The organism is Flavobacterium sp. CR10 (genome assembly GCF_055814415.1).
This window is the reverse complement of sequence record NZ_CP185985.1, coordinates 2,897,960-2,922,057: the sequence shown is the minus strand read 5'-3', so window position 1 is coordinate 2,922,057 and position 24,098 is coordinate 2,897,960. Positions and strand designations below refer to the sequence as shown.

Annotated in this window: 24 protein-coding genes; 16 read left to right on the top strand and 8 right to left on the bottom strand. The window is 33.8% G+C overall.

Features of this window, described 5'->3' with window-relative positions; all coding sequences use genetic code 11:
- Position 1: 1 nt before the first annotated feature.
- The 3 genes from ACNRYB_RS12970 (at position 2) to ACNRYB_RS12960 (ending at position 2,805) form a co-directional block, all read left to right on the top strand.
- Complete coding sequence (locus ACNRYB_RS12970) at positions 2–847, top strand: sulfurtransferase (protein ID WP_473727492.1); 846 nt, start codon at positions 2–4, stop codon at positions 845–847.
- A 98-nt stretch (positions 848–945) separates the two neighbouring features.
- Positions 946–2,187: an ATP-binding cassette domain-containing protein gene (locus tag ACNRYB_RS12965; RefSeq protein ID WP_473727491.1), complete on the top strand. Its 1,242-nt coding sequence runs from the start codon at positions 946–948 to the stop codon at positions 2,185–2,187.
- Positions 2,188–2,805 carry a 3-keto-alpha-glucoside-1,2-lyase-like domain-containing protein gene (locus ACNRYB_RS12960; RefSeq protein ID WP_473727490.1) on the top strand — a complete coding sequence of 206 codons (618 nt, stop codon included), beginning with the start codon at positions 2,188–2,190 and terminating at the stop codon, positions 2,803–2,805.
- A 237-nt stretch (positions 2,806–3,042) separates the two neighbouring features.
- Here the strand turns inward: ACNRYB_RS12960 and ACNRYB_RS12955 are convergent, their stop codons facing one another.
- Together ACNRYB_RS12955 and ACNRYB_RS12950 are read right to left on the bottom strand one after the other, a co-directional pair.
- Entirely contained in the window at positions 3,043–4,086 is a 1,044-nt protein-coding gene (locus ACNRYB_RS12955; protein WP_473727489.1) for an RluA family pseudouridine synthase, read from the bottom strand.
- Positions 4,076–4,696, bottom strand: a complete 621-nt coding sequence (locus ACNRYB_RS12950) for a PASTA domain-containing protein (RefSeq protein ID WP_111377081.1) — start codon at positions 4,694–4,696, stop codon at positions 4,076–4,078. Before ACNRYB_RS12950 ends, ACNRYB_RS12955 begins: the two co-directional genes overlap by 11 nt.
- A gap of 319 nt (positions 4,697–5,015) precedes the next feature.
- On the opposite strand from ACNRYB_RS12950, the gene ACNRYB_RS12945 reads away from it, so the two are divergent.
- The 3 genes from ACNRYB_RS12945 to ACNRYB_RS12935 all read left to right on the top strand — a co-directional run bounded on the left by ACNRYB_RS12945 (position 5,016) and on the right by ACNRYB_RS12935 (position 7,251).
- Complete coding sequence (locus ACNRYB_RS12945) at positions 5,016–5,987, top strand: D-alanine--D-alanine ligase (RefSeq protein ID WP_473727488.1); 972 nt, start codon at positions 5,016–5,018, stop codon at positions 5,985–5,987.
- 147 nt (positions 5,988–6,134) lie between these two features.
- The gene (gene coaD, locus ACNRYB_RS12940) at positions 6,135–6,593 is read left to right on the top strand and encodes a pantetheine-phosphate adenylyltransferase (RefSeq protein WP_129748596.1); all 459 of its coding nucleotides are present in this window, start codon (positions 6,135–6,137) and stop codon (positions 6,591–6,593) included.
- 79 nt (positions 6,594–6,672) lie between these two features.
- Positions 6,673–7,251: a PhnA domain-containing protein gene (locus tag ACNRYB_RS12935; RefSeq protein ID WP_129748595.1), complete on the top strand. Its 579-nt coding sequence runs from the start codon at positions 6,673–6,675 to the stop codon at positions 7,249–7,251.
- A gap of 296 nt (positions 7,252–7,547) precedes the next feature.
- Here the strand turns inward: ACNRYB_RS12935 and ACNRYB_RS12930 are convergent, their stop codons facing one another.
- Together ACNRYB_RS12930 and ACNRYB_RS12925 are read right to left on the bottom strand one after the other, a co-directional pair.
- A complete protein-coding gene (locus ACNRYB_RS12930) occupies positions 7,548–7,994 on the bottom strand; it encodes a hypothetical protein (RefSeq protein WP_129748594.1) in 447 nt (148 codons plus the stop codon).
- A 248-nt stretch (positions 7,995–8,242) separates the two neighbouring features.
- Positions 8,243–9,604, bottom strand: a complete 1,362-nt coding sequence (locus tag ACNRYB_RS12925; protein ID WP_473727487.1) for a DEAD/DEAH box helicase — start codon at positions 9,602–9,604, stop codon at positions 8,243–8,245.
- Positions 9,605–9,860: 256 nt separating this feature from the next.
- On the opposite strand from ACNRYB_RS12925, the gene ACNRYB_RS12920 reads away from it, so the two are divergent.
- From ACNRYB_RS12920 to ACNRYB_RS12910, 3 genes are all read left to right on the top strand, one after another.
- Positions 9,861–11,588: a M14 family metallopeptidase gene (locus ACNRYB_RS12920; protein WP_473727486.1), complete on the top strand. Its 1,728-nt coding sequence runs from the start codon at positions 9,861–9,863 to the stop codon at positions 11,586–11,588.
- A gap of 152 nt (positions 11,589–11,740) precedes the next feature.
- Entirely contained in the window at positions 11,741–13,012 is a 1,272-nt protein-coding gene (locus ACNRYB_RS12915; protein WP_473727485.1) for a hypothetical protein, read from the top strand.
- A gap of 68 nt (positions 13,013–13,080) precedes the next feature.
- Positions 13,081–13,803, top strand: a complete 723-nt coding sequence (locus ACNRYB_RS12910) for a PIN domain-containing protein (RefSeq protein WP_473727484.1) — start codon at positions 13,081–13,083, stop codon at positions 13,801–13,803.
- Between the two features lie 76 nt (positions 13,804–13,879).
- Here the strand turns inward: ACNRYB_RS12910 and ACNRYB_RS12905 are convergent, their stop codons facing one another.
- The gene (locus tag ACNRYB_RS12905) at positions 13,880–14,284 is read right to left on the bottom strand and encodes a helix-turn-helix domain-containing protein (RefSeq protein WP_129748591.1); all 405 of its coding nucleotides are present in this window, start codon (positions 14,282–14,284) and stop codon (positions 13,880–13,882) included.
- A gap of 871 nt (positions 14,285–15,155) precedes the next feature.
- Between ACNRYB_RS12905 and ACNRYB_RS12900 the strand changes: the two genes are divergently transcribed.
- Complete coding sequence (locus ACNRYB_RS12900; protein ID WP_129748590.1) at positions 15,156–15,386, top strand: DUF4287 domain-containing protein; 231 nt, start codon at positions 15,156–15,158, stop codon at positions 15,384–15,386.
- Between the two features lie 204 nt (positions 15,387–15,590).
- Here ACNRYB_RS12900 and ACNRYB_RS12895 read toward each other — a convergent pair whose 3' ends face one another.
- Complete coding sequence (locus ACNRYB_RS12895) at positions 15,591–17,168, bottom strand: GLUG motif-containing protein (RefSeq protein WP_473727483.1); 1,578 nt, start codon at positions 17,166–17,168, stop codon at positions 15,591–15,593.
- Between the two features lie 351 nt (positions 17,169–17,519).
- Here ACNRYB_RS12895 and ACNRYB_RS12890 point away from each other — a divergent pair, with 351 nt between their 5' ends.
- Positions 17,520–18,257: a DUF6882 domain-containing protein gene (locus ACNRYB_RS12890; protein ID WP_473727482.1), complete on the top strand. Its 738-nt coding sequence runs from the start codon at positions 17,520–17,522 to the stop codon at positions 18,255–18,257.
- Between the two features lie 20 nt (positions 18,258–18,277).
- Positions 18,278–18,613, top strand: a complete 336-nt coding sequence (locus tag ACNRYB_RS12885) for a cyclic-phosphate processing receiver domain-containing protein (protein WP_129748587.1) — start codon at positions 18,278–18,280, stop codon at positions 18,611–18,613.
- 159 nt (positions 18,614–18,772) lie between these two features.
- On the opposite strand, the gene ACNRYB_RS12880 is transcribed toward ACNRYB_RS12885, so the two are convergent.
- Positions 18,773–19,411: an NUDIX hydrolase gene (locus ACNRYB_RS12880; RefSeq protein WP_129748586.1), complete on the bottom strand. Its 639-nt coding sequence runs from the start codon at positions 19,409–19,411 to the stop codon at positions 18,773–18,775.
- 7 nt (positions 19,412–19,418) lie between these two features.
- On the opposite strand from ACNRYB_RS12880, the gene pyrE reads away from it, so the two are divergent.
- Together pyrE and ACNRYB_RS12870 are read left to right on the top strand one after the other, a co-directional pair.
- Positions 19,419–20,063, top strand: coding sequence for an orotate phosphoribosyltransferase (pyrE, locus tag ACNRYB_RS12875; protein WP_095930841.1), 645 nt, complete (start codon positions 19,419–19,421; stop codon positions 20,061–20,063).
- A 235-nt stretch (positions 20,064–20,298) separates the two neighbouring features.
- Positions 20,299–20,691, top strand: a complete 393-nt coding sequence (locus ACNRYB_RS12870) for an SRPBCC family protein (RefSeq protein WP_111283220.1) — start codon at positions 20,299–20,301, stop codon at positions 20,689–20,691.
- Between the two features lie 186 nt (positions 20,692–20,877).
- Here ACNRYB_RS12870 and ACNRYB_RS12865 read toward each other — a convergent pair whose 3' ends face one another.
- Positions 20,878–21,606, bottom strand: coding sequence for a biotin--[acetyl-CoA-carboxylase] ligase (locus ACNRYB_RS12865; RefSeq protein WP_473727481.1), 729 nt, complete (start codon positions 21,604–21,606; stop codon positions 20,878–20,880).
- A gap of 92 nt (positions 21,607–21,698) precedes the next feature.
- On the opposite strand from ACNRYB_RS12865, the gene rsfS reads away from it, so the two are divergent.
- Together rsfS and ftsH are read left to right on the top strand one after the other, a co-directional pair.
- Positions 21,699–22,070 carry a ribosome silencing factor gene (rsfS, locus tag ACNRYB_RS12860; protein ID WP_007809313.1) on the top strand — a complete coding sequence of 124 codons (372 nt, stop codon included), beginning with the start codon at positions 21,699–21,701 and terminating at the stop codon, positions 22,068–22,070.
- 15 nt (positions 22,071–22,085) lie between these two features.
- Positions 22,086–24,011, top strand: a complete 1,926-nt coding sequence (gene ftsH, locus ACNRYB_RS12855) for an ATP-dependent zinc metalloprotease FtsH (RefSeq protein ID WP_473727480.1) — start codon at positions 22,086–22,088, stop codon at positions 24,009–24,011.
- Positions 24,012–24,098 lie beyond the last annotated feature (87 nt).

The following is a 24,098-nucleotide window of genomic DNA, read 5'->3' as shown; positions in this document are numbered from 1 at the left end:
AATGTCTGCTACACTTTCACCCTTAATTACAGCTCAAGAATTAATTGCCAATTCTAAAATCATTTTAATCGATGCTAGAGCTGGCACGAATACATTTGAAAATTATCAAAAAGAACATTTAAAAGCCGCACGTTTTGTCGATTTAAATCGCGATTTGGCTGCAATTCCAGAAAATCCAGCCAATGGCGGAAGACATCCCCTGCCATCTCCAGAAGAATTTTCAAAAACACTTTCTTCTTTAGGAATTTCACCTTCAGATCATGTTGTGGTTTACGATGATAAAAACGGTTCCAATTTCGCCGCTCGATTCTGGTGGATGATGCGTGCGATTGGACATGAAAAAATTCAAGTTTTAAATGGCGGTTATCCAGCGGCAATTCAAGCAGGTTTCCCAACCAATTCTGGAATTGAAACTTTTGAAAAAACAGTTTATCCTTCTCAAGAATGGAAATTAGCTTTAGCGGATATAGAAGAAGTCGAAAAAGCTCGTAAAAACAATCAAAATATCGTAATCGATGTTCGTGACAAAAACAGATATGATGGTTTAACAGAACCGCTAGATTTAGTTGCAGGACATATTCCTGGAGCTATCAACGTTCCGTTAACTGAAAATCTGGATGAAAACGGATTCTTTAAACCAGCTGATGAATTGGCTGAAAAGTATAAAGCTATTTTGAAAGATATAAAACCTGAAAACACAATCGTTCATTGCGGCTCTGGAGTCACAGCCTGCCATACCTTATTGGCAATGGATTACGCGGGACTTCCAATTCCGAAATTATATGCTGGCTCTTGGAGCGAATGGTCAAGAAATGACCGCGAAATAGCAACACAAAAAATAGAATAAAATATATTGTTTGCCACAGATTAAAAAAATTCGAATGATTAATCTTTTTTAATCCTTTTAACCTGTGGCAAAAAAGAACAATGCAAATAAAAATTACAATGCAACACTGGGATATACTTTTATCAAATCAGGTAAATAAAAAGAAATTAATAGACAATATATTAAATGGCGAAGCAATTGGAGAATTAGCCATTTTTAACAATCAAAAAGGAATACTGTTTTCTGATATAGCGATCGAAAAATTCATCGAGAAAGAGTTTCAGTACGACAGCGTGGAAGCTTCTCCAGATTCGCACAGACAACTTCGAACTTTTTCTTCTGGCGAACGCAAAAAAGAGTTTTTAAAATACTGTATCAATCAAAAACCAGATTACATTATTTTTGACAACCCATTTGATCATTTGGATCAAGCTTCACGAGTAGTTTTAGCCGATTCGTTAAAAGATTTGACAAATGATATTGCGATTATTCAGCTTTTAAACCGTACTGTTGACGTTCTTGAATTTGTACCCAATAAAGCTCAAATTAAAGACAATACATTCGAATTACATCCATTTAAAAAAGCCGAAAATCATTTCAAAACATTAAATACAACTGCAATTCCAAAAGCAACAGAAACTCATACTTTTCTTGAAAATGAATTAATCAGACTCGAAAATGTTTCGGTAAGCTATGAAGAAAGAAAAATCCTGAACAACATTTCTTGGACCATCAAACAAGGCGAATTCTGGCAGTTAGTCGGTCCAAACGGATCTGGAAAAAGCACCATTTTATCTTTGATTACAGGAGACAATCCGAAAGGTTTTGGACAGAATTTATTCTTATTTGGAAGAAAAAAAGGAACTGGAGAAAGTGTTTGGGATATTAAAAAACAAATCGGAATTTACACCACTTCTATGATGGATTTGTTTCAAAAAGGACATACATTAGAGCAAATGATTCTCTCAGGATTTTTTGACCAAATCGGATTGTATACAGAGCCAACAACACATCAAAAAAACATCGTGACGCAATGGCTTGAAGTGATCGAAATGACACATCTAAGAAAAAAGCGTTTTATAGACCTTTCTATCGGGCAACAGCGCGTGGCATTAATTGTTCGTGCCGTTTTAAAACATCCGCCATTATTGATTTTAGATGAACCAGTAGAAGGTTTAGATGACGAAAATGTAGATTTAGTTACTCAGCTTATCAACACCATAAAACAAGAAACCAATGTTTCTATAATTTATGTTTCACACCGAATCGAACAAGGCCTTGCTCCTACTTCTGTTTTCGAACTTTTGCCTTCAGAAACAGGTTCACTCGGAAAAATAAAATATCACTCAGAATTAAATTAAATGAAAACAAAATTTGCAGTATTTCTTCTTTTACAATTCATATTGATTTCGTGTTCAAGCACCATTTCAACAGTAAAAAAGGAATATACTTTAAACAATTCAAAAGAGCTAAAATCAGATTGGACAATTAATTCTAAAGAATGGATTCTAAAAAAAGATACTCTTACAGGAAAAGGTTCTCTTTCGCCATGGGGCGTTTTGGTTTCAAAAAAACAGCTTCCAGCGAATTATGAAATCGATTTGAAAGTCAATATGACAAATGAATCTTTATTCGAAATCATGCTCAATTTAGATAAAGGAAAATACATTAGAACATATTTGTATCAAATTGATCAAAACATTGTAATTGGTGACGGAGTTTATGATAAAAAAGACGATTCGTATGGCAAACGAGGCGGAAAAACCTTATTTAGAAAGCCAATGCAATTAGAAAACAACAAATGGTATGCTGTAAAAATTAAAGTCGTAAACAACCAATTATCATTTTCTGTTGATGATAAAACAACTTTAGAATGTTTACTCGAGAAAAGCAATCTAAATCAAAAAGGAAAACTAGGTTTCATAACCAACGGAGAAGTCAAAATAACAGATTTAAGTATTAAATATATTCAGAATTAAATTAGATAATTTGTCAATTAGAAAATTAGACAATGTGCCCAATTAGAATGCAAAGTATTTAAGTAGAGGCGCACTGCAGTGCGTCTCTACAACGAATATCCACAATACGTAAGACGCACTGCAGTGCGCCTCTACAGAATATTGGAACGACACTAATGGTTAAAACAAAAAAAGCTCCTTTTGGGAGCTTTTTTTAATATAAGAATTATCTAATTTTCTAATTGACAAATTATCTAATTAACTTTCATCTTCAACATTATGCGACTTCACATAATTACGCCATTTCTCAATACAATCCTGAAAATCCTGAGGCAATTCTGTATCAAAACGCATTAATTCTCCCGTATTTGGGTGAACAAATCCAAGCGTTTTAGCGTGTAACGCCTGACGTGGTAAAGCTTTAAAACAATTCTCTATAAACTGTTTGTATTTTGTAAAAGTCGTTCCTTTCAAAATCAAATGACCGCCGTAACGCTCATCATTAAATAACGGATGACCAATATGTTTCATATGCGCACGAATCTGGTGCGTTCTTCCTGTTTCTAGTCTACAAGAAATAAGAGTAACGTAACCAAAACGCTCCAAAACTTTATAATGCGTAATAGCAGGTTTTCCAATTTCTGGATCATCAAAAACTGCCATTTGCATTCTGTCTTTCAAATGTCTCGCTAAGTTTCCTTCAATTGTACCGCTGTCTGCCACAACATTTCCCCAAACTAGAGCAATATACTCCCGTTCGGTAGTTTTAGCTTCAAATTGCTTTGCTAAATGCGTCATAGCAACTTCCGTTTTGGCCACAACCAAAAGACCAGAAGTGTCTTTATCAATTCGGTGAACCAAACCTGGTCGCTCGCTGCTGTTCATTGGCAGATTTTCAAAATGAAATGCCAAAGCATTCACCAAAGTTCCAGTATAATTTCCGTGACCCGGATGCACAACCAATCCTGGTGGTTTATTGATAAGCAATAAAGCGTCATCCTCATAAACAATATCCAACGGAATATCTTCTGGATCTACTCTATTCTCAAACGGAGGATGCGACAACATAACCGTTATCACATCAAAAGGTTTTACTTTGTAATTTGATTTTACGGGAATATCATTCACAAAAATGTTTCCATTAGTTGCCGCGTTCTGAATCTTATTTCGCGTGGCATTCGGAATCAAATACATTAAATATTTGTCAATACGCAAAAACGCTTGACCTTTTGGGACTTCAAATCTGTAGTGCTCAAATAATTCGTCCTCCAGATCTAAATTTTCTTCAATATTATTGTTCATCACTTGGGGTTTCTGCAGGCACCGCAGTACTGTCTGTCGCCTGACTTTCATCTACATAACTTGCTTTTCCGTCTCCTAAAACCAAATCAATTTTAGAAGCTTTAAGCACTCTATCTCCAACTTTTAAGTTTCTTCCTTTTAAACGCATTTCCAAAACCATATCTTTTCCAAGATTCGGAATATACGTAATCGTTCCCGGCTCAAGACCTAACGCTTTCAACGTTGGCACCGCTTCACGATAAGTTTTCTCGATCAGATCTGGAATTTTCACAGAAGAAAAACCAGAAGCATTAATCTTGATATAAATTTTTCTACCCACTTTTACCATCGTTCCAGGCAACGGATCTTGCTCAACAACACTATATTTTGGGTATTCACTTCTGTAATCAACACTATCCAATAGAACGTAATCCAAATCCAATTCGTCCAATTTATTTTCCACTTGTTCCTCAGTCAATTTAGACAAATTCGGCACCGCAATTTCGTGTCCGTGGTCTGTCGTAAAAGTTAACCAATGCATGAATAAATAACCAATAACCGCGATTATAGCTGCGGCCGCAAGCAATTGCAAGAAAAAAACTCGGCTTGTTAAATACTGACGTAAACTCATAAATTTATTTTTAATAGCGACAAAGATAAAGTATTTCGTTTCAAAAAAAATGATAATTTTGTTTAAAACAAGAAAGTGCCGTGATTGTCATCCAGAGCAAACGCGAAGGATAATTTTCAGGAGCTATTTCCTGCTCTCCGCTGTATCTTTTGCGCCGAACCCCGGCACAAAAGGATGCCGCTCCTATCAGGGCTAGGGCACTCAGTTTCATAAGAACGTTATTTATTAAAAAATCATATATCAAATAAAGTTTCAAAACAGATTTAAACGATTTACGGCAAACCTGAAACTTGAAACAAATTAAAACCTGAAAAAAAACATGAAAAACATTGCCATCATCATGGGCGGCTATTCCAGCGAATACAAAATATCATTAATCAGCGGGAATGTCGTGTATCAATATCTTGACAAAACAAAATACAACGGATTCCGTATTCACATTTTCAAAGAAAAATGGGTTTATGTAGACGAAAATGAAGCCGAATTTCCAATAGATAGAAATGATTTTTCAGTAACGGTAAACGGTCAAAAAATCACGTTTGACTGTGTTTTCAACGCCATCCACGGAACTCCAGGCGAAGACGGATTAATGCAAGCCTATTTCGAATTAATCGGAATGCCACAATCTTCTTGTGATTATTACCAATCTGCATTAACATTCAATAAAAGAGATTTATTATCTGTTTTAAAACCTTACGGAATAAAAACGGCAATTTCTTATTATTTGAACAAAGGAGACGAAATCAATACAGCAGAAATCGTCAAAAAAGTTGGTTTGCCATGTTTCGTAAAACCAAACAAAGCAGGTTCTAGTTTCGGAATTTCAAAAGTAAAAACCGAAGCTGAATTGCCAATTGCAATTGAAGTGGCATATAAAGAAGATAACGAAATCATCATTGAAAGCTTCCTTGACGGAACTGAAGTTTCTGTGGGAGTTATCAATTACAAAGGCGAAATTATCGTTTTACCAATTACAGAAATTGTATCAGACAACGATTTCTTCGATTATGAAGCCAAATACGAAGGAAAATCGCAAGAAATCACGCCTGCAAGAATCTCTGACGAATTAACTAAAAAAGTATCAGAAACTGCAAAACGTGCCTACGAAGTTTTAAAAATGAGAGGTTTTTCTAGAAGCGAATTCATCATTGTAAACGGCGAACCGCACATGCTTGAAATGAACACCATTCCGGGTTTAACAACAGAAAGTTTGATTCCGCAACAAGCAAAAGCGGCTGGAATTTCTCTAGAAGATTTATTTACAAATGCAATTGAGTTAGCTTTAGCTTAAAGATACTAAGGTTCTGAGATTCTAAGTTACTAAGATTTCAGAACCTTATTTTTTATAACATAACTCTCAGACTGAACGAAATCTAAGTCATCAAAATACTTTGCGCCTTTGTGCCTTTGTAGCTTTGAACCTTAAAAAAGAAAAAAAATGCGAAAAGCCATATTCCCAGGATCATTTGACCCAATTACTTTAGGACACGAAGACATTATCAAAAGAGGAATTCCTTTATTTGACGAAATTGTGATTGCTATTGGTGTCAATGCCGAAAAAAAATACATGTTTTCATTAGAAGAAAGAAAACGCTTTATAGAAGAAACCTTCAAAGACGAACCAAAAGTTTCGGTTATCACTTACGAAGGCTTAACGATTGATTTGGCGAAAAAAGAAAAAGCCAATTTCATTCTAAGAGGTCTTCGTAACCCAGCCGATTTCGAATTCGAAAAAGCGATTGCACACACCAATAGAAAACTGTCTAAAATAGAAACCGTTTTCTTGCTTACAGCTGCAAGCACTTCATTTATCAGTTCGAGCATTGTACGCGATGTATTGCGTCATGGTGGCGAATATGAGATGCTGGTTCCAGATGCGGTAAGGATAAAAAAATAACACAACAAACAACAAACCATAAACTTGCCAGCGAAGCAAATTATAAGTAATTTCGCATTTTTAAAACAAACACCAAACAATGAGTATCGAGAGAGAATTAAGCAAACGGAGCGGGTCAAAATGCGAACTTTGCGGTAATGAAGAGAATTTAAAAGTTTATCAAGTCCTTCCTACTAGAAAAGGTGGAATTGATGAAGCAATATTAGCCTGTAACACTTGCATTGACCAAATTGAAAATCCAGACAATGTAGATTTAAATCACTGGAGATGCCTTAACGATAGCATGTGGAACGAAAATATTCCTGTTCAAGTTGTAGCTTGGAGAATGCTTAGCCGTATGCGCGCTGCAGGATGGCCACAAGAATTGCTTGACATGATGTACCTAGACGACGAAACGCTAGAATGGGCAAAAGCAACAGGAGAAGGCGAAGATGACGAAAATAAATTAGTTCACAAAGACAGTAATGGAGTGATTTTACAGCACGGAGATTCTGTAGTTTTAATCAAAGATCTTAAAGTAAAAGGATCAAGCATGGTTGCCAAACAAGGAACTGCTGTGAGAAACATTCGTTTAGATCACGAAAACGCTGAATACATTGAAGGAAAAGTTGACGGACAGCAGATTGTGATTATTACGCAATACGTTAAGAAGATTTAATTTTTTTTAAGTTGCTAAGGTTCTGAGATGCTAAGATTCTAAGTTTTTTTTTGAACACTAACAATTTAACCGCAAAGCACACAATGATTTACGCAAAGTTCGCAAAGTTTTATCCACAAAGCTTTGCGAACTTTGCGCTTTTTAAAAGATTCCATAAATAAAAAACTTGGCTCCCGATAGCTATTGGGATTGCGATAAAATTAAAGATAAAGTTTATCAAACTTGAAACTTAAAACATAAAAAAAGCCCGTTCGTAAGGCAGAACGGGCTTTTTAATATTTATTTCTCGCAGAAAATTACTTTTGGAATAATTTATTGATTTGATCTTTTACGAAAGGCTCAGAAACGTTATTTGTATCAGCATCTCTTTCTTTGCTAGAAACCATAAATTGTACAGTTGCTTTGTCTGGAACTACGTTTCCTGTGTAGTGCAACCAAATGTAATTGTTTGGCAATTCTAATTTGATATCATACAAAGGCGTTGCAGTAAATCCTCCTACGATAATGTTATAAAGATTGTTGTATGCATTATCGATGTTTTTGAATGAGAACTTTCTTAAGTTAGAAGAATCCTCATCGCTTTGGATAATTGTGTAATACACCGTGTACTCATCTCCAATTTTTTGGATGTAATTGTTATTTACTTTCCCTAATTTCTCAACAGGAACAGTTTCAAGAACCTTTACTTGTGCAAACGAAACAAAGCTAAATAACATAGCTGCAAGGGTAATAATGTTTTTCATACTGAATTTGGGGTTACAATTTTACTGTAGCAAAAAAACATAGAATTATTGAAAAAACACCTATCAAATCATTATTTTTTTAAGATAAAATTGTAAAACTTAATTACGCATCCTTAATTCACTGAAATACAAATAAATAAACTTCAAATAAAAAATTTCAAATTCCAATCTTTACATCTAATGTCTTGCTTCTCGATTCACGATCTTTAAAATCTTGATTCTTTCATCTTTCCTCTCATTATCTAGAATCAGTACTTCCCTTTCTTCTCGTCTTCTTCTTTCTTGATGACATTGCGGGCAACTTCGATTTTAAACTTCTTGCCTTTCATTTTTTCATCTTTAATATTTTTCAAAAGATCTTTTACTTTATTGTATTTTACAGCTGCAAACGAAACAAAATCTTTTACTTCAATTAAGCCTAAATCGTCTTTTTCTAGTTTTCCCTTTTGAGAAAAGAAACCGACAATATCAAATTTGTTCAGTTTTGTTTTCTTTCCTCCACTGATGTAAATAGTTTGAAATTTAGGCGGACTTGGAAGCGAAACTTTTCCTTCCACATCAAAGACCTCCATTTCGTAATCAATATAATCCAATTGTTTTTCACTTTCGTGAATGATAACATAAGCCGTTCCCGTTGCTTGCATACGCGCTGTACGTCCGTTACGGTGTGTAAACTCGTCTTCTTTTAGCGGCAAATGATAATGAATAACATGTTTCATTTCAGGAATATCCAAACCTCTAGCAGCCAAATCTGTCGTAACCAAATACGTCACACTTCCGTTTCTGAACTGAATTAGAGCCCTCTCACGCTCTTCCTGATCCATTCCGCCATGATAGTACACCGAATAGATTCCTTTTTCGTTTAAAGTGTCGCTAATGCGTTCTGCTGCATCACGATGATTACAGAAAATAATAGCCGATTCAGATTTTAAAGAACAAATCAAATTGAATAAACTCTGCAATTTATCTTTTGCTGGCGAAATCACCATTTTCATAGAAAGATTCGTCTTTTCCTCTTCTTCTGGAATAAAATCTAAAACCGTCGGATTTACCACACGCGTATATTTCGGAATTTCAATATCTGAAGTTGCCGAAACCAAAACTCTTTTATTGACTTTCGGCAATCTGCCAATGATAAAAGACATTTGTTCGTGAAACCCTAATTGAAGCGATTTATCAAACTCATCTAAAATTAAAGTCTGGATTTTATCTGTTCTAAAAGTTTCTCTATCAATATGATCTGCAATTCTTCCAGGTGTTCCAATTAAAACCGCTGGCGGATTGCTTAAGTTTTTCATTTCCGTTTCAATCGAATGTCCGCCGTAACAAATATTAACTTTGTACTGCGTTCCCATTTTCTTCCAAACCTGCTCGATCTGAAGCCCTAATTCGCGTGACGGAACCAAAATCAAACATTGAACCGATAAAATCTCAGGCTGTAATAATTCTAAAACTGGCAGTAAAAACGCTAATGTTTTTCCAGATCCTGTTGGAGAAAGCAATAAAACGTTGTTATCGTTCAGAATAACGTCATGAGCAGTTTCCTGCATTTCGTTGAGGTTCTGAATCCCTAAATTCGAAAGTATATCGTTGGAATGGTGTTTTTTCATGCTGCAAAAGTAGGGAAAAAAGTTGTTTCAAGTTTTTCTTGTTTCAGGTTTCATGTTAGTTAATGTAAAAGTTTTGTTTCACGCAGATTTAAAAAAGATTTAGGCAGATTTAAACAGATTTCTCTAGCATAAAAATCAAATAAATCTGCTAAAATCTGGAAAATCTGCGTGAAACCATTAACCCAAAAGCATATCAACTTGAAACCTGAAACTTGAAACAAAAATCCTATATTTGATTCCTATTAAACCCAAAACCATGAAACTTTTTACATTTCTCTTTTCACTTCTTACACTAACTATTTCTGCACAAAACAATAAAAAATACGATACGTTTTTTGAGAAAGGAAACGGAAATCAATCGGCTTCTTATCAGGAAACTATCGCTTACTGGAAGATGCTTGCTAATGATTTTCCAACGATTCAAATGAAAGAAATGGGATTGACTGATTCTGGCGAACCTTTACACATGATTACTTTTAATCCTGACAAAGAATTTGATTTCGATAAAATTCAGAAAACCAAAGCTGTTTTGTTTGTAAATAACGGAATCCACGCGGGAGAACCTGACGGAATCGATGCCACAATGCAATTCTACAGAGATTTGGCAACAGGAAAAATGAAAGCGCCGAAAAATACCGTTTTGGTTACCATTCCTGTTTATAATATTGGCGGTGCTTTAAACCGAAATTCGACAACACGCGCCAATCAAGACGGACCGGAAATTTATGGTTTTAGAGGAAATGCAAGAAACTACGATCTGAACCGTGATTTAATGAAATCGGATACCAGAAACACTAAAAGTTTCGTGGAGATTTTCCAGAAAATTAATGCTGATGTTTTTATCGATAATCACGTAAGCAACGGTTCTGATTATCAATACAAACTAACGTACATTATGACTCAGCACAACAAACTGGGAACAGTTTTGGGCGATTTTATGAATAACGAAATGATGCCGGCTTTGGTAAAAGATCTTCAGAAAAAAAAAATCGAAACCACGCCTTATGTCGATTCGTTTAAAGATACGCCAGACAAAGGTTTCGGGCAATTTGTGGATAGTCCACGATATACAACGGGTTACACTTCCCTATTTAATACAATTGGTTTTGTGGTCGAAACGCATATGCTAAAAAAATATGCCGAACGTGTAAAAATGACCTACGAATACATGAAATCGACTTTGGACTTTACCGATGCCAATTATCTAAAGATAAAAGAATTGAGAGTAAAAAACTTAGAGCAATATCAGCCTAAAAAATCATACACTTTAAAATGGGAATTGGACAGCACAAAAGCAACCACTTTTTCGTTTTTAGGTTACGAAGCAGGCTACAAAAAAAGCGACGCTACAACAGGAAATCGTTTGTACTATGATAGAACAAAACCGTACAAAAAAGACGTCCCGTACATCAAAGAATTTAAATCGGTTAAAGAAGTCGTGATTCCGACGGCTTATATTGTTCCGAGAGGCTATTGGAATATTATTGACCTTTTGAAAAACAATAATATTTCGTTTAAACCAATTAAAAACGATACGATTATAGAAGTAGAAAGCTACAGAATTGCCGATTTTAAAACCGTTCCGTCTGCTTACGAAGGACATTACATACACCGAAATACAACCGTAACTTCTAAAATGGTTAAAATGGCTTTCGCCAAAGGAGATTATCTAGTTCCAACCAACCAAAAAGGCGTAAAATATCTTCTAGAGGCTTTTGAACCAGAAAGTGTTGATTCGTTCTTTAATTGGAATTTCTTCGACCCAATTTTACAGCAAAAAGAACATTACTCAGAATATATTTTTGAAGATACTGCTGCACAGCTTTTAAAAGAAAACCCATCTTTGAAAGCAGAATTAGAAGCTAAAAAACAAAACGACCGCGAATTTGCTAAAAACTCCCAAGCGCAATTAGATTGGATTTACAAGCATTCTGTTTATTATGAAAAGGCGCATATGCAATATCCTGTTTATCGTTTGCAATAAAACCCTTAAAAAACTTTTTAGAAGCACTAAATTTTTAACATTACGGTTTTCCGTATTATTTCTTTTACATTTCATTTTACATTTACTCGATAAAAAAAATCTGAAAAATTTTAAAATATAATTCAACTAATTAACCAAAGAAATCATATTTTATGCATCAAACATTAATTAACATTACAAAAGCTTTAGATGATTTATCAACCGCAATAACTGCTGCGTATAGTGGAGATCAAACTATGGCTGAAATTTGGGGATGGAATTGTCCTCCATTAACACGGTGGGATTTAGCAGAATTAGCAACAAACATATCTGATAAAATTAAAAAAACACAAATTTTAGAAATAGAGAAAGATCTTGAAGATATTATTGAAGATATTCCTTCGCGAATTGATGTTTTCAAAGCTCAAACTCTTCCTTATCTATTTAATGGTAACGGCAAAGATGCTGCTCCAACCTATTTTTCATTAATTAAATGGATTGATAGCGTTCTAGAACCTCTATTTAATTGGGAAGTGATGCAAGAAACAAAAGCTTTACCTAAAGACTTATCTCGTAGGTTGCGTGCTATTCAATCTGAATTAACATCATTAATACCAGACAAAGATGATTTGAAGTCTCAAATTGATTTAATCCAAAAAGCTACAGAAGCTGCAGAAAATTTACCAACAGATTTAGAAAATTTAAAAGAAGCTAGAAATAAAGTAGACAAATTTTCTACCGATGCTGCAGAATTGTTTGGAAAAATTGATAGTTATCAAAAGCAAATAGAAAATAGTGCCAAATTAATTGCTTTAAAAAAAGAAGAAACAGACAAATTAGTTTCGCAATGTGAAGAAGCTTATAGAATTACCACAACAAAGGGTTTAGCAGCAGCATTTGATCAAAGAGCGAATAAACTTTCTTACTCTATGTGGGGTTGGGTCGTTGGTTTGATGATTGCTTTAGGCTTTGGTATTTCAATAGGGGCTGAAAGATTTAAAATTTTAAATGCAGCAATTATTTCTGAGCAAAACATCCAACATATCTGGCTTCAAATTTTTCTATCAATATTAAGTTTTGGAGCACCCATTTGGTTTGCATGGATTGCCACAAAACAAATTGGACAAAGATTTAAATTATCAGAAGATTATGCTTTTAAAGCATCAGTAGCAAAAGCGTACGAAGGCTACAGAAAAGAAGCATCTAGAATCGACCCTGATATGGAGAAAAGATTGTTTAGTTCTGCACTAGATAGATTAGAAGAAGCACCTCTTAGAGTAATGGAAAAAGAACATTATGGTAGTCCTTGGCATGAATTGATTAGTTCAGATCAATTCAAAAAAGCATTAGAAACGTTTCCTGAACTTAAAGAAAAAATCATAACTATTGGGCGTAAGCCTATAAATAAAAATATAGTTTCTGATCCAAATGAACCCGAAGAATAGAATGTGCACATTCGTAATGAAAATATTTCTAATTAGTACGGCAATAATATATTAAAATCAATTACAAAATGGCAAAAATAATATTAGATACTTGTGCATGGATGGATTTATCAAAACCAAAATTTAGTGAGGTTCTTGATGAACTAGAAAGTCAAATAAAGAATAAAATTACAGTTATTATAACATGCGATATTTTAATTGAAGAATGGAACAGAAATAAATCAAAAATTGTTAACGAAGTAACTTTAAGTTTTAGAACTCATGCAAAATCAGCATTAAAAATTGGAGATTTTTTAAATAACGCAGAAAAAGAAACATTAAAAAATATACTTGAAAAATATTCTACACTTGAAAAAGAGCAAGAAAAATTAGCCTTAGCTTATATTGATAGAGTTGAAAATTTGTTAAAAAATTCAACTAAATATTCAATTAATGATAAGTTAAAACTAGAAATGGCTAATAGAGCATTAAATAAAAAAGCTCCTTTCCATAATAGCAAAAATAATATGGCAGATGCATTAATTTATTTTGGAGGTATCGAATATGTTATTGAAAATAATCAAATTGCCACAGATTTGTTATTTGTAACAAATAATAAAAATGAATTTAGTGATCCTGCAGATCTAAAAAAACTACATCCAGATTTAAAAGAATTCAATGTCCATTATTATGACAATTTAGCTGAAGCTCTGAAGATGAGAAAAGAAATTATAGATGAAATGGATGAATATAATGAGTATAGATTTTGGGATTGGGTAGATTTACAAGTAGAAATTGCAAGAGGTAAATAAAACAATAACTCAAGTAACGTATAAGCCTAATAAAAAACATTAGGCTTCTTTTTTAATCTCGAAAAGAACAAAAAACTTATTTATCCTTCAATATTTTTTCTAAATACTCCACTTTATCTTTTTCAGCTTGAACCAAACGTTCGTAAAGCTTTTTATTTTCTTCGTAAGCTTCAATTAATTTATCTAGCGGATTGAAAGTACAATTATTGTTAAAAGTTCCCGCGCTTTGATCAGTAAAAGTATTAAAATAATTGAACACACTTTCTTCCGAAAAATTCTTTATTGCTTCTACAGTTACTCCCAAAGCTTTTGCAACATCAGCAAGTCTTTCGTCATCAACATTTTCACTGTTTTCTATATTAGAAACTGCCTGTTGGCTTAGTCCTAAAGCCTGAGCCAAAGCTTCTTGCTTCATGTCACGAAGTTCACGAATTCGGCTTATTTTTCTTCCTATATGGCTTGGTTTTGATAGTGTGCTCATAATTGTAATGTATTGCTTATTAAACAAAAGTACGATTTTTGAGACATGAAATTAAATAAGTTTTAAGTTTCTGAGATTCTCTGATGGTAAGTTTTCTTTTTAATGTTTAATATTCCTTTAAAACGAGCATTCAAATCGTGAATCAAACGTTCCTACGGAATGGAAAAACATAATTCAAATTTAATTCTTACCAACCAGACATTTCTAGCGGATCGAATTGTATCGGATTATTTTCATCAATTGTAATGATTAATATTCCGTTAGGAATATCTTGTCGGTAGAAAAAAATATTGTTTCGCATTGTGTCCTGTAGGGACACCTGTTATACGAAAATAACACACCTACATTACCAATCAAACGTTCCTACGGAACGTATAACTATAATTCAATATTTCGTTTTCTACCAATGAGACATTCCTAACGGAATGTTTTTTTTTAATATTGGCAATTTTAAACCTGAACCACAGAACTTTTTCAAAGTTTTAAACTTTGAAAAACTTAAATTAGATTTAAAAAAAAGTCTTAATTTGCTCTCTAAAATATCTTTTTTGATAATTAATAAAAAAGTCATTTAAAGCACCTTAACTTTATTTTTTTAACCGTAAAAACAGAAACTTTAGACATTATGAATGCAGTTATAAAAGATTACGATTATACGTTGATGGCTTGGCAATTTTTTTGTTTGCTTTTTGCGATAGCAATATTTTACTTTCTGTACAAAATTTATAAAAAGGTCAAGTAAATTATATCAAATAACCCTATGATTTATATCGTTGTTTTATTTAAGTTGAACTAAATAAATTAAAAAACCGAATACTAATCCTACTTTTAATTTGTATTTTCGTTTCACTTAACTTCTAACTTATATTTTATGTCATTTCAGGGATACCTAAAAACAATCAAAGAAAAAACAGGAAATGGTCCAGCTGAGTTTAGAACTTTAGCTGAACAAAAAGGATTTACTGCAAACGGAGAATTAAAAGCCGAAGTAAAAGCTGGAGATATTGTAAACTGGCTTAAAAATGATTTTAGCTTAGGGCAAGGACATGCAATGGCAATTTACGCACTGCTTAAAGGAATTAAAAACGAGGATAGCGAATAAAAAGTTTTAACTAAAAACAAAAAGAACTTTTGAAACCTAAGTGCTGGCATGAGGGATAGAGCCAATCCACCACCACGGATACGAGAGCCCGACAGCAATTAAAAAAGATCCTATGAAAGCAACTTTCGTTGCCAAAGATATGCTGTAACAAAAAAAACCTCGTAAGCAAATGTCTTACGAGGTTTTTAATTTATAGTAATATTTTTATTGACCGCCAAGTCCCACTAAAGTAGGATATTTTCCGCTTGTAAATTTCCAATTAGCACTTGTCCAAGTACTATTATAAGGAGTTCCTGTTTTCATTTCGGCAGTTGTTTTACCAACCGCTTTGCCACCATCATCAGAGGTTGATTGCCCTGTAGTTTGAATATCCCAAAAGCAATCCGGAGCAGAACTCCAGTTAAAATTAAACCCAACCAATCCACCACCTGTTTCTACTTTTCCTGTAGCATAACAATTAGTGATTTCACATGCATTCTTTCCTATAAGCGCTCCTCCATATTTATAGGCTCCTGTTAGAGAGCCTGTAGCATAACAATTTTCTAGAATACAAAGATAATTGTAACCTACTAAACCACCAGCAAACGAGTCGCCCCCAGCTTCAACATTAACAGTGCTATAGCTGTTTGAAAGCTTACTTGGTCTTCCATTTTCATCATTGTTAATTCCAACTAAACCACCTACATGTTTTTGAACCGAAAGACCTGTTAGTACAACTTTTCCAGTTGAAAAACAATGCGATATTGTCCCTCCTTGATTATTACCTACCAATGCGCCTACATTCCCGCCACCTGTAATATTTACTGAAACAAGCCCAAGATTTTTAACAACGCCTTTGGCTCCTAATACAGAAATAAATCCTATATCTTCTGCACTTCCACGTTTAATCGTCAAATTTTTAACAACGTGACCATCTCCATCTATAATTCCTTGGAAAGTATTAAAATTCCCAATAGAATTCCAACCTTGATTTGCGTAATTTTCTCCAATTTCGTAATCTGTACCATTTACATCTGGCATTGTAATATCATTCATCAGTTTAAAACTACTAGTAAGATACGAATTTGGCATCCAAAGATGTTCTGGAGTATAAATACCATAAGGATTTGTAATCTTGTCGTAAGCTGGTATTTTAATTGTATACGTCTTTTTAGTTTTACCATCAGCGGCTGTAATAGTAAAAGTAAACCCTGTTGAATTATAATCGCTTTCTTCATTATTCCCACCTTCTGTCATTTCTGCACCAGCTGGCAAAATTGGGAATCCAGTAATAAATTCAATATTAGCAGGAGCGTTATAAAAAACATTTTCTCCTTCTTTAAGCGCAGGTAATTCCCAATATATCTGCGAGTTATCTCCCTCAAAAGTAAAACCAAGCACATCAGCTGAGTTAGGAGGCGCAATAGTATAGTCTTGTGTACTTCCGTCTTCAGCAGTAACGGTGTATGTGATCGCCTTACTAAAATCATTTTTGGTAGTGCCACTAATCTGTTTAACAGAACCTACAGTAACTTTAGCTCCTGTCGTTGTAAAAGTAGCTGCTAGACTAGTTAAGTCAACATCAGCAGGAAATACAACTGTTATTGTATGTTCTTTTTCGTTAATTGTACCTGTTACTGCAGGGTCTACAAACGAGAATGCAGTAATTTCTTTAGAACTGCTAGTGGTTGGTCCTTCATTTACAGGTTCATCACTGGAACATGAATACCCGACAGCAATAAATAATGCAAGCATAGTCACATATTTACAAAACGATACAGTAGATTTTCTTTTTTTTAGCATTTTTAATTAGGTTAGATTTATAGAAATGTTTCTGTTTTGGTTTATTGTAATTAATCGATGTGTTATAAACATTGCCAAAATTATTTAATCGGTTTGTATTATAATTACGGCTTTCCTCATTTCAAAGTAGTTTTTGCATTTAATTTTTAAAATCAATGCTAAAAATTAAGAAATGCGTTTTCTCTGATTAGTAAAATGATTAAATCTATCCGATTCACAATCTAACATTCTATGAATTTATAAGTTCAATTTCTACATATCAGTAAAAGACACTATTAATTATTTTCTTACTTATTTTTTAAATCATATATTTGAAAACAATACTATTTGTAACAATAAAAGCCAAAAGAAATGGGAATATTTAATAATCTCTTCAAAAAGAAAGAAGAAACAGCTTCAACAAGTATTCAAAATAATCACACGATCAGTTTTACTTCTGAAAATGATTTTTTAGAAAAATATGGCGCTCTTGCCTTAGAAAAACAAAGAAATCTATACAATGTAACAGGCGGACTCTCTTGGAATGTCAATATGGACGCAGAAGAAATTACTTTTGGTGATGATCTTACTTTTCCAATGCAGGTTTTGGGTTCGTTTTCGCATTCGTCAGAAACTTGGCTTTGGCTTTGGGACAACAAAGCGGGAGGTTATGCAAAATCTGTTATGCAACAAGCACTTTCATTAAAGCAATACGGAGAAGAAAACAATATTGATTTATTAAGCGTTGGAAAATTTGACGCTGTCCCAAATGATTTACATCTTATTGGAATGGTTGCTACTACAATGTTTAATTTGAGCGGTTATTATCTTGGAAATTACGGTCAAGGGACAATGGTTGTTACACTTAAAGATGATGCAATTGACAATACCGAAAGTGAGGAATTATCAAGAATTTTGACTGTTTTTCCAGAATTGATTTCGACGTTTGACATTGTAAATCATAAAAATGCTTTTATCAATTATCTTTCGCAAAAAGGGTATGAATTAGCAGTAAATGGAAATGAAGTTAAAGCAGAAAAAAATTATAATGTGATTAATGCTGTTTTCAACCAACATAATCTTTTGACCAGTTTAAATGGCAATTCTTAAAATTAATAAAATTTAGACAGATGTCATACAAACTTTTTCTTGACGATTTACGAGATGTTCAAATGGTTTACAAAAACTTGACCGATGACGATTTCGTTATTGTCAGGAATTTTCTTGATTTCAAAAAAGCAATTTCAGAAAAAGGACTTCCTGAATTAATTAGTTTCGACAATGATCTAGGGCTCGACGAAAATGATAATATCGCAGAAGATGGTTATGCTTGTGCCAAATGGCTTGTTTACGAATCTGGATTAGATTTAAGTGATTTGAAGTTTAATGTCCATTCTGCCAATCCTGTTGCAAGTGTACAAATTCAAAGTTTGCTTGATAATTATATTAAACATTTGAAAGGTTAGTATTTCTCCTGCGTGAGGGATAGAAGCAAGCTACCGAAGTAGCGCGGATAGCCCGACAGCAATAAAAAAAAGACCCAATGAACGCAAAGTTGATTGGGTCTTTTTTTTATTGGTGGCACGTCCTAATCTAAGATTCTGAGATGCTAAGGTTCTAAGTTTTTAAGATTCTAAGTTTTCTTTCTTTGTCTTTAAATCTACTGGAACTTTTTTTTCTTCTTCAAACAATAATTTAATGTTTTCGTAAGAGTTTTTAAGCGCTTCTTTGATTTGTTCTGGGTTTAACCACGCTACTTTTTCGATTCCTTCTTCTAATTGTCCGTGTGGAGTTCCTTCAAAATCAGAAAACATTTCGAACCAATGCGTGATTTTAAGTTTGTATTTTCCGTTGCGTTTAAAGATATGGTAGGTTTTTTGAAGTTTATTCGTAATACGAAGCTGGTTTACTCCTGTCTCCTCCTCTACCTCACGCATAGCCGTCGCTTCAATGTCTTCCCCTTTCTCGATTCCGCCTTTTGGCAGATCCCATTTTCCGTTTCTAAAGATAAACAAGACTTCGCCCTTTTTGTTATAGACAAAGCCTCCGCCCGCTTTATTTACCGGAATTTTGGCTTTTAGAGTTTTCATCATCTCACTTTCGTCGGGATGATATAGAATAGCTTTTTGAATTTTATTTTGAAAAATTTTTATAATAAGCTGTTCGATATCAATACTCTCCAACAAGAACAATTGGAAATCTGTTTCCTTTGAGATTTCATTTGTCAAAAAAAGTGGTTTGTCGTTTACAAAAACTTTATACATTTGTATTATGATTTTTAATAAAGATACTGCCGAAAAAACAGCCGAATTGCTTTTGCAAATAAATGCAATTAAATTGAATCCCGAAAATCCTTTTACATGGGCTTCTGGTTGGAAATCTCCTATTTACTGTGATAATAGGTTAATTCTTTCATTTCCGAGCATCAGAAACTATGTTCGTGATGAGTTTGCTAAAAATATCGAAAAACAATTTGGAAAACCTGATGTTATTGCTGGTGTTGCTACTGGAGCCATTGGAGTTGGAATTTTGGTTGCCGAAAGTTTAGGCCTTCCGTTCGTATATGTGCGTCCTGAACCTAAAAAACATGGTAGACAAAACCAAGTGGAAGGTTTTTTACAAAAAGGACAAAATGTTGTGGTTGTTGAAGATTTAATTAGTACTGGAAAAAGCAGTTTGATGGCTGTTGAAGCTTTAAGAAGCGAAGGTGCAAATATTAAAGGTATGGCGGCTGTGTTTACTTATGGTTTTGGCGTTGCCGAAGAAAACTTCAAAGAAGCTAATGTTGATTTATTCACTTTAAGCAACTACGAAAACCTATTAGATTTAGCAGTTCAGAAACAATATATCACAGAAGATCAGCAATCTACTCTTCAAGAATGGAGCGTAAGCCCATCGACTTGGGGACAGGAGTAAGATTTTAGATTTTAGATTTTAGATTTTAGATTTTAGATTTTAGATTTTAGATTTTAGATTTTAGATTTTAGATTTTAAAGTCGCTTTGCTCCTTTTGGAATTTGTCCCGATAGCTATCGGGATTAAAAAATTTAAATTTTATTTAAAGTTTCAGCTTTGCGAACTTAAATAAAGTCAAGCAACATAAAAAACCTAGCGCACTTTGCGGTAAAAAACAAAACAAACAAAAAACAATATGAACTTAGAAAGTCCAAAAGTTACTGTTCAGAAATCGGCTCAGGATCTATTTGATCAACTGACTGACGTAAAGAATTTCGAAAAATTAATGCCAGACAATATCGCTAAATTTGAAGTGACTGGCGAAGACGCTTTTATTTTTGGATTGAAAGGGATGCCGGAAATCAAATTAAAAATGAAAGATAAAGTAGCTCCAAACAAAATTGTTTTGGGTGCTGCAAGTGATAAACTTCCGTTTACACTAACTTCAAACATTGACACTGTTTCTGATTCAGAAAGTGCTGTTCAATTATTTTTTGAAGGAGAATTCAATGCTATGATGGCAATGATGGTTAAAGGTCCAATCAGTAAGTTTATTGAAACTTTAGCAAACAATATGAACAAGCTTTAATAATGGTAAATTATTAATTGTGAATTATAAATGAAAGCCCGATTAATGAAATCGGGCTTTTTTTTTGAATGCCACGAAGACGCTAAGGCACGAAGTTTTTTTGTTCTAAAATAATATACTGGACGCACTGCAGTGTGTCTCTACAGAAAACCTTTGTCACTTTGCTTCTCTGTTACTTTGCAACTCTCAATAAAGCATTTTAACCTCTTTAATCTCAAACTCCGCAACAGAATCATCTTCTAGCAAAACCTGTAGTTTTCCTATTGGAGATACTCCTTGAATGATTCCCATAAAGTCTTGGTTATTATTATCTCTAAATGCAGTTGGAATTCCCTTTTTAAATAAAAAATTAAAATAATCATCCCAAAAAGTCTGCGACGAGGTATTCCACAATTGGATTTTCTCTTTTAGTTTTTCGACGATTAAAACTGCCAATTCTTCTTTATCAAAAGATTTACCAGCAATAGCCGCCATAGAAGAAGCAGTTGGCAATTCAGCAAAATCGGTTTGATTGACATTGATTCCAATTCCGGCAACTGACACAATTCTGCCATCGCTTTTTAAGGTATTTTCGATTAATATGCCAACCAATTTCTTATTGTATGACAGAATGTCGTTTGGCCATTTAATACAAATATCAGGAATATTTAATGTTTTTAAAACCTCTGCAACCGATAAAGAGACAACAAGACTTAAATTGAAAACTTCGTCGTTATTAAAGAGGAAATCTTTAATCAAAACGCTCATAGTTAAGTTTTTACCAGCCTGAGTCTTCCATACACCCCCTACTTGTCCTTTGCCTTTTGTCTGATTTTCAGCTGTTACCGTTGTAAAATTCTCCAGTTCATCTTGACTTGCCAAAGCCTTTAGGAAGTCATTTGTCGAATCTATGGCATCGAGTTTGATTAGTTTCATTAAATAATTTAAATATCTTAATTTAATATTTTGTTAAGGTTCAAAAATAATCACAAAATTTGGTAACTTTACAAATTCATATAAAATAATTCATGGCGAAAAAGACTATTAATAATGATGTTCTACTGGCGAACATAATCAAAGGGATTGAGGAAGTAAAAGGAAATGATATCGATATTCTTGACTTAAGAGAAATAGATACAGCTGTATGCGACTATTTTGTTATTTGCAACGGTAGCTCAAACACCCAAGTTAACGCCATTGTAAACTCAATTCAAAAAACAGTATCAAAAGACTTAAAAGATAAACCTTGGCACGTAGAAGGAACCGATAATGCAGAATGGGTTTTAATGGACTATGTACACATTGTGGTACACGTTTTCCAGAAACATATTCGCGAATATTACAATATCGAAAGCCTTTGGGGCGACGCCAAGATCACTACAATCGAGAACAAATACTAAAGAAACTTTCACTAAATGGCTAAAGATAATAATCCAAATCCGAATAAATTTAAAATAAGTCCTTGGTTAATATATACCGCAATACTTTTAGTTTTTTTATTCATAAGTTTTGCCACAGGAGGATCAAGCTTAAGCGAACCTGCTCAATTAACTTCTTCTAAATTCAACACGCTTTTAGAAAAAGGCCAGATTGAAAAAGTAATTGTTTACAATAAAGCAGAAGCTGAGGTATATTTGAATGCTGCGGCTCTTAAAGACCCGGCAAACAAAAAAGTTGCTGAAGATATTTTCAAACAGCCAAACAAAGGTCCACACTATACTTTGGAAATTGGTAACGATCAAATCTTTCAGACTAAATTAGAAAAAGCAGTTACTGAGGGCAAATTGAAAGATTTCAACTTCCTTCAAAAAAATAACTGGAGCGATATTTTAATCAGCTTACTTCCTATCATCATCATTGTTGGTGTATGGATCTTTATTATGCGTAAAATGTCTGGCGGAGGCGCTGGAGGTGGCGGACAGATTTTCAATATCGGAAAATCTAAAGCTAAACTTTTTGATGAAAAAACAGATATCAAAACTACATTTAAAGATGTTGCTGGTTTAGAAGGTGCTAAAGAAGAAATTCAAGAAATTGTTGAATTCCTTAAAAACCCAGAAAAATATACTAATCTTGGAGGTAAAATACCAAAAGGTGCTTTACTTGTAGGACCTCCGGGAACTGGTAAAACTTTATTAGCAAAAGCTGTTGCTGGTGAAGCACAAGTACCTTTCTTCTCTCTTTCAGGTTCAGATTTCGTAGAAATGTTTGTAGGAGTTGGTGCTTCACGTGTACGTGACTTATTTAAACAAGCTAAAGAAAAATCTCCTGCTATCATCTTCATCGATGAGATCGATGCTGTTGGTAGAGCAAGAGGAAAAAGCAATATGTCTGGCGGAAACGACGAAAGAGAAAACACTTTGAACCAATTATTGACAGAAATGGATGGTTTTGGTACAAACTCTAACGTAATTGTTTTGGCTGCAACTAACAGAGCTGATGTTCTTGACAAAGCTCTAATGCGTGCTGGACGTTTTGACAGACAAATCTTTGTTGACTTACCAGACATTCGCGAAAGAGCTGAAATTTTTAAAGTACACTTAGCTCCTATCAAAAAAGTTGAAGGTCTTGATTTAGATTTCTTAGCAAAACAAACTCCAGGTTTTTCTGGTGCTGATATTGCAAATGTTTGTAACGAAGCTGCTCTTATTGCTGCTCGTAATAATAAAGCTGCAGTTGACAGACAAGATTTCCTTGATGCTGTTGATAGAATCATTGGTGGTCTTGAAAAGAAAAACAAAATCATTACTCCTGAAGAGAAAAGAGCAATTGCTATTCACGAAGCTGGTCACGCAACTGTAAGCTGGATGCTAGAACACGCTGCCCCACTTATTAAAGTAACTATTGTTCCTCGTGGACAAAGTTTAGGTGCTGCATGGTACTTGCCAGAAGAAAGACAAATCGTAAGAACAGATCAAATGTTAGACGAAATGTGTGCTACTATGGGAGGAAGAGCTGCTGAAAAAGTAACTTTCGACAGAATTTCAACAGGTGCTTTAAGCGACTTAGAAAAAGTAACGCGTCAGGCTCGTGCGATGGTAACTATTTACGGATTAAATGATAAAATCGGAAACGTTACGTATTATGATTCATCTGGACAAAGCGAATACAATTTCTCTAAACCATATTCTGACGAAACTGCAAAAATTATTGACAAAGAAATTTCAGATTTAATCGAAGGTCAATACCAAAGAGCAATTCAGATACTTGAAGAGAACAAAGACAAGTTAAATCAACTTGCTGATATTCTGATTGAAAAAGAGGTAATCTTTAAAGATGACTTAGAAAACATCTTCGGAAAACGTACTTTTGACAAAAATTTAGAAGAGGTAGTTTCATAACGAATTACCAAATACAAAATAATATTTTTCAAAATCTTAATTCAAAATACCCTTTTGAATTAAGATTTTTTTATCTTTGAACGTTTT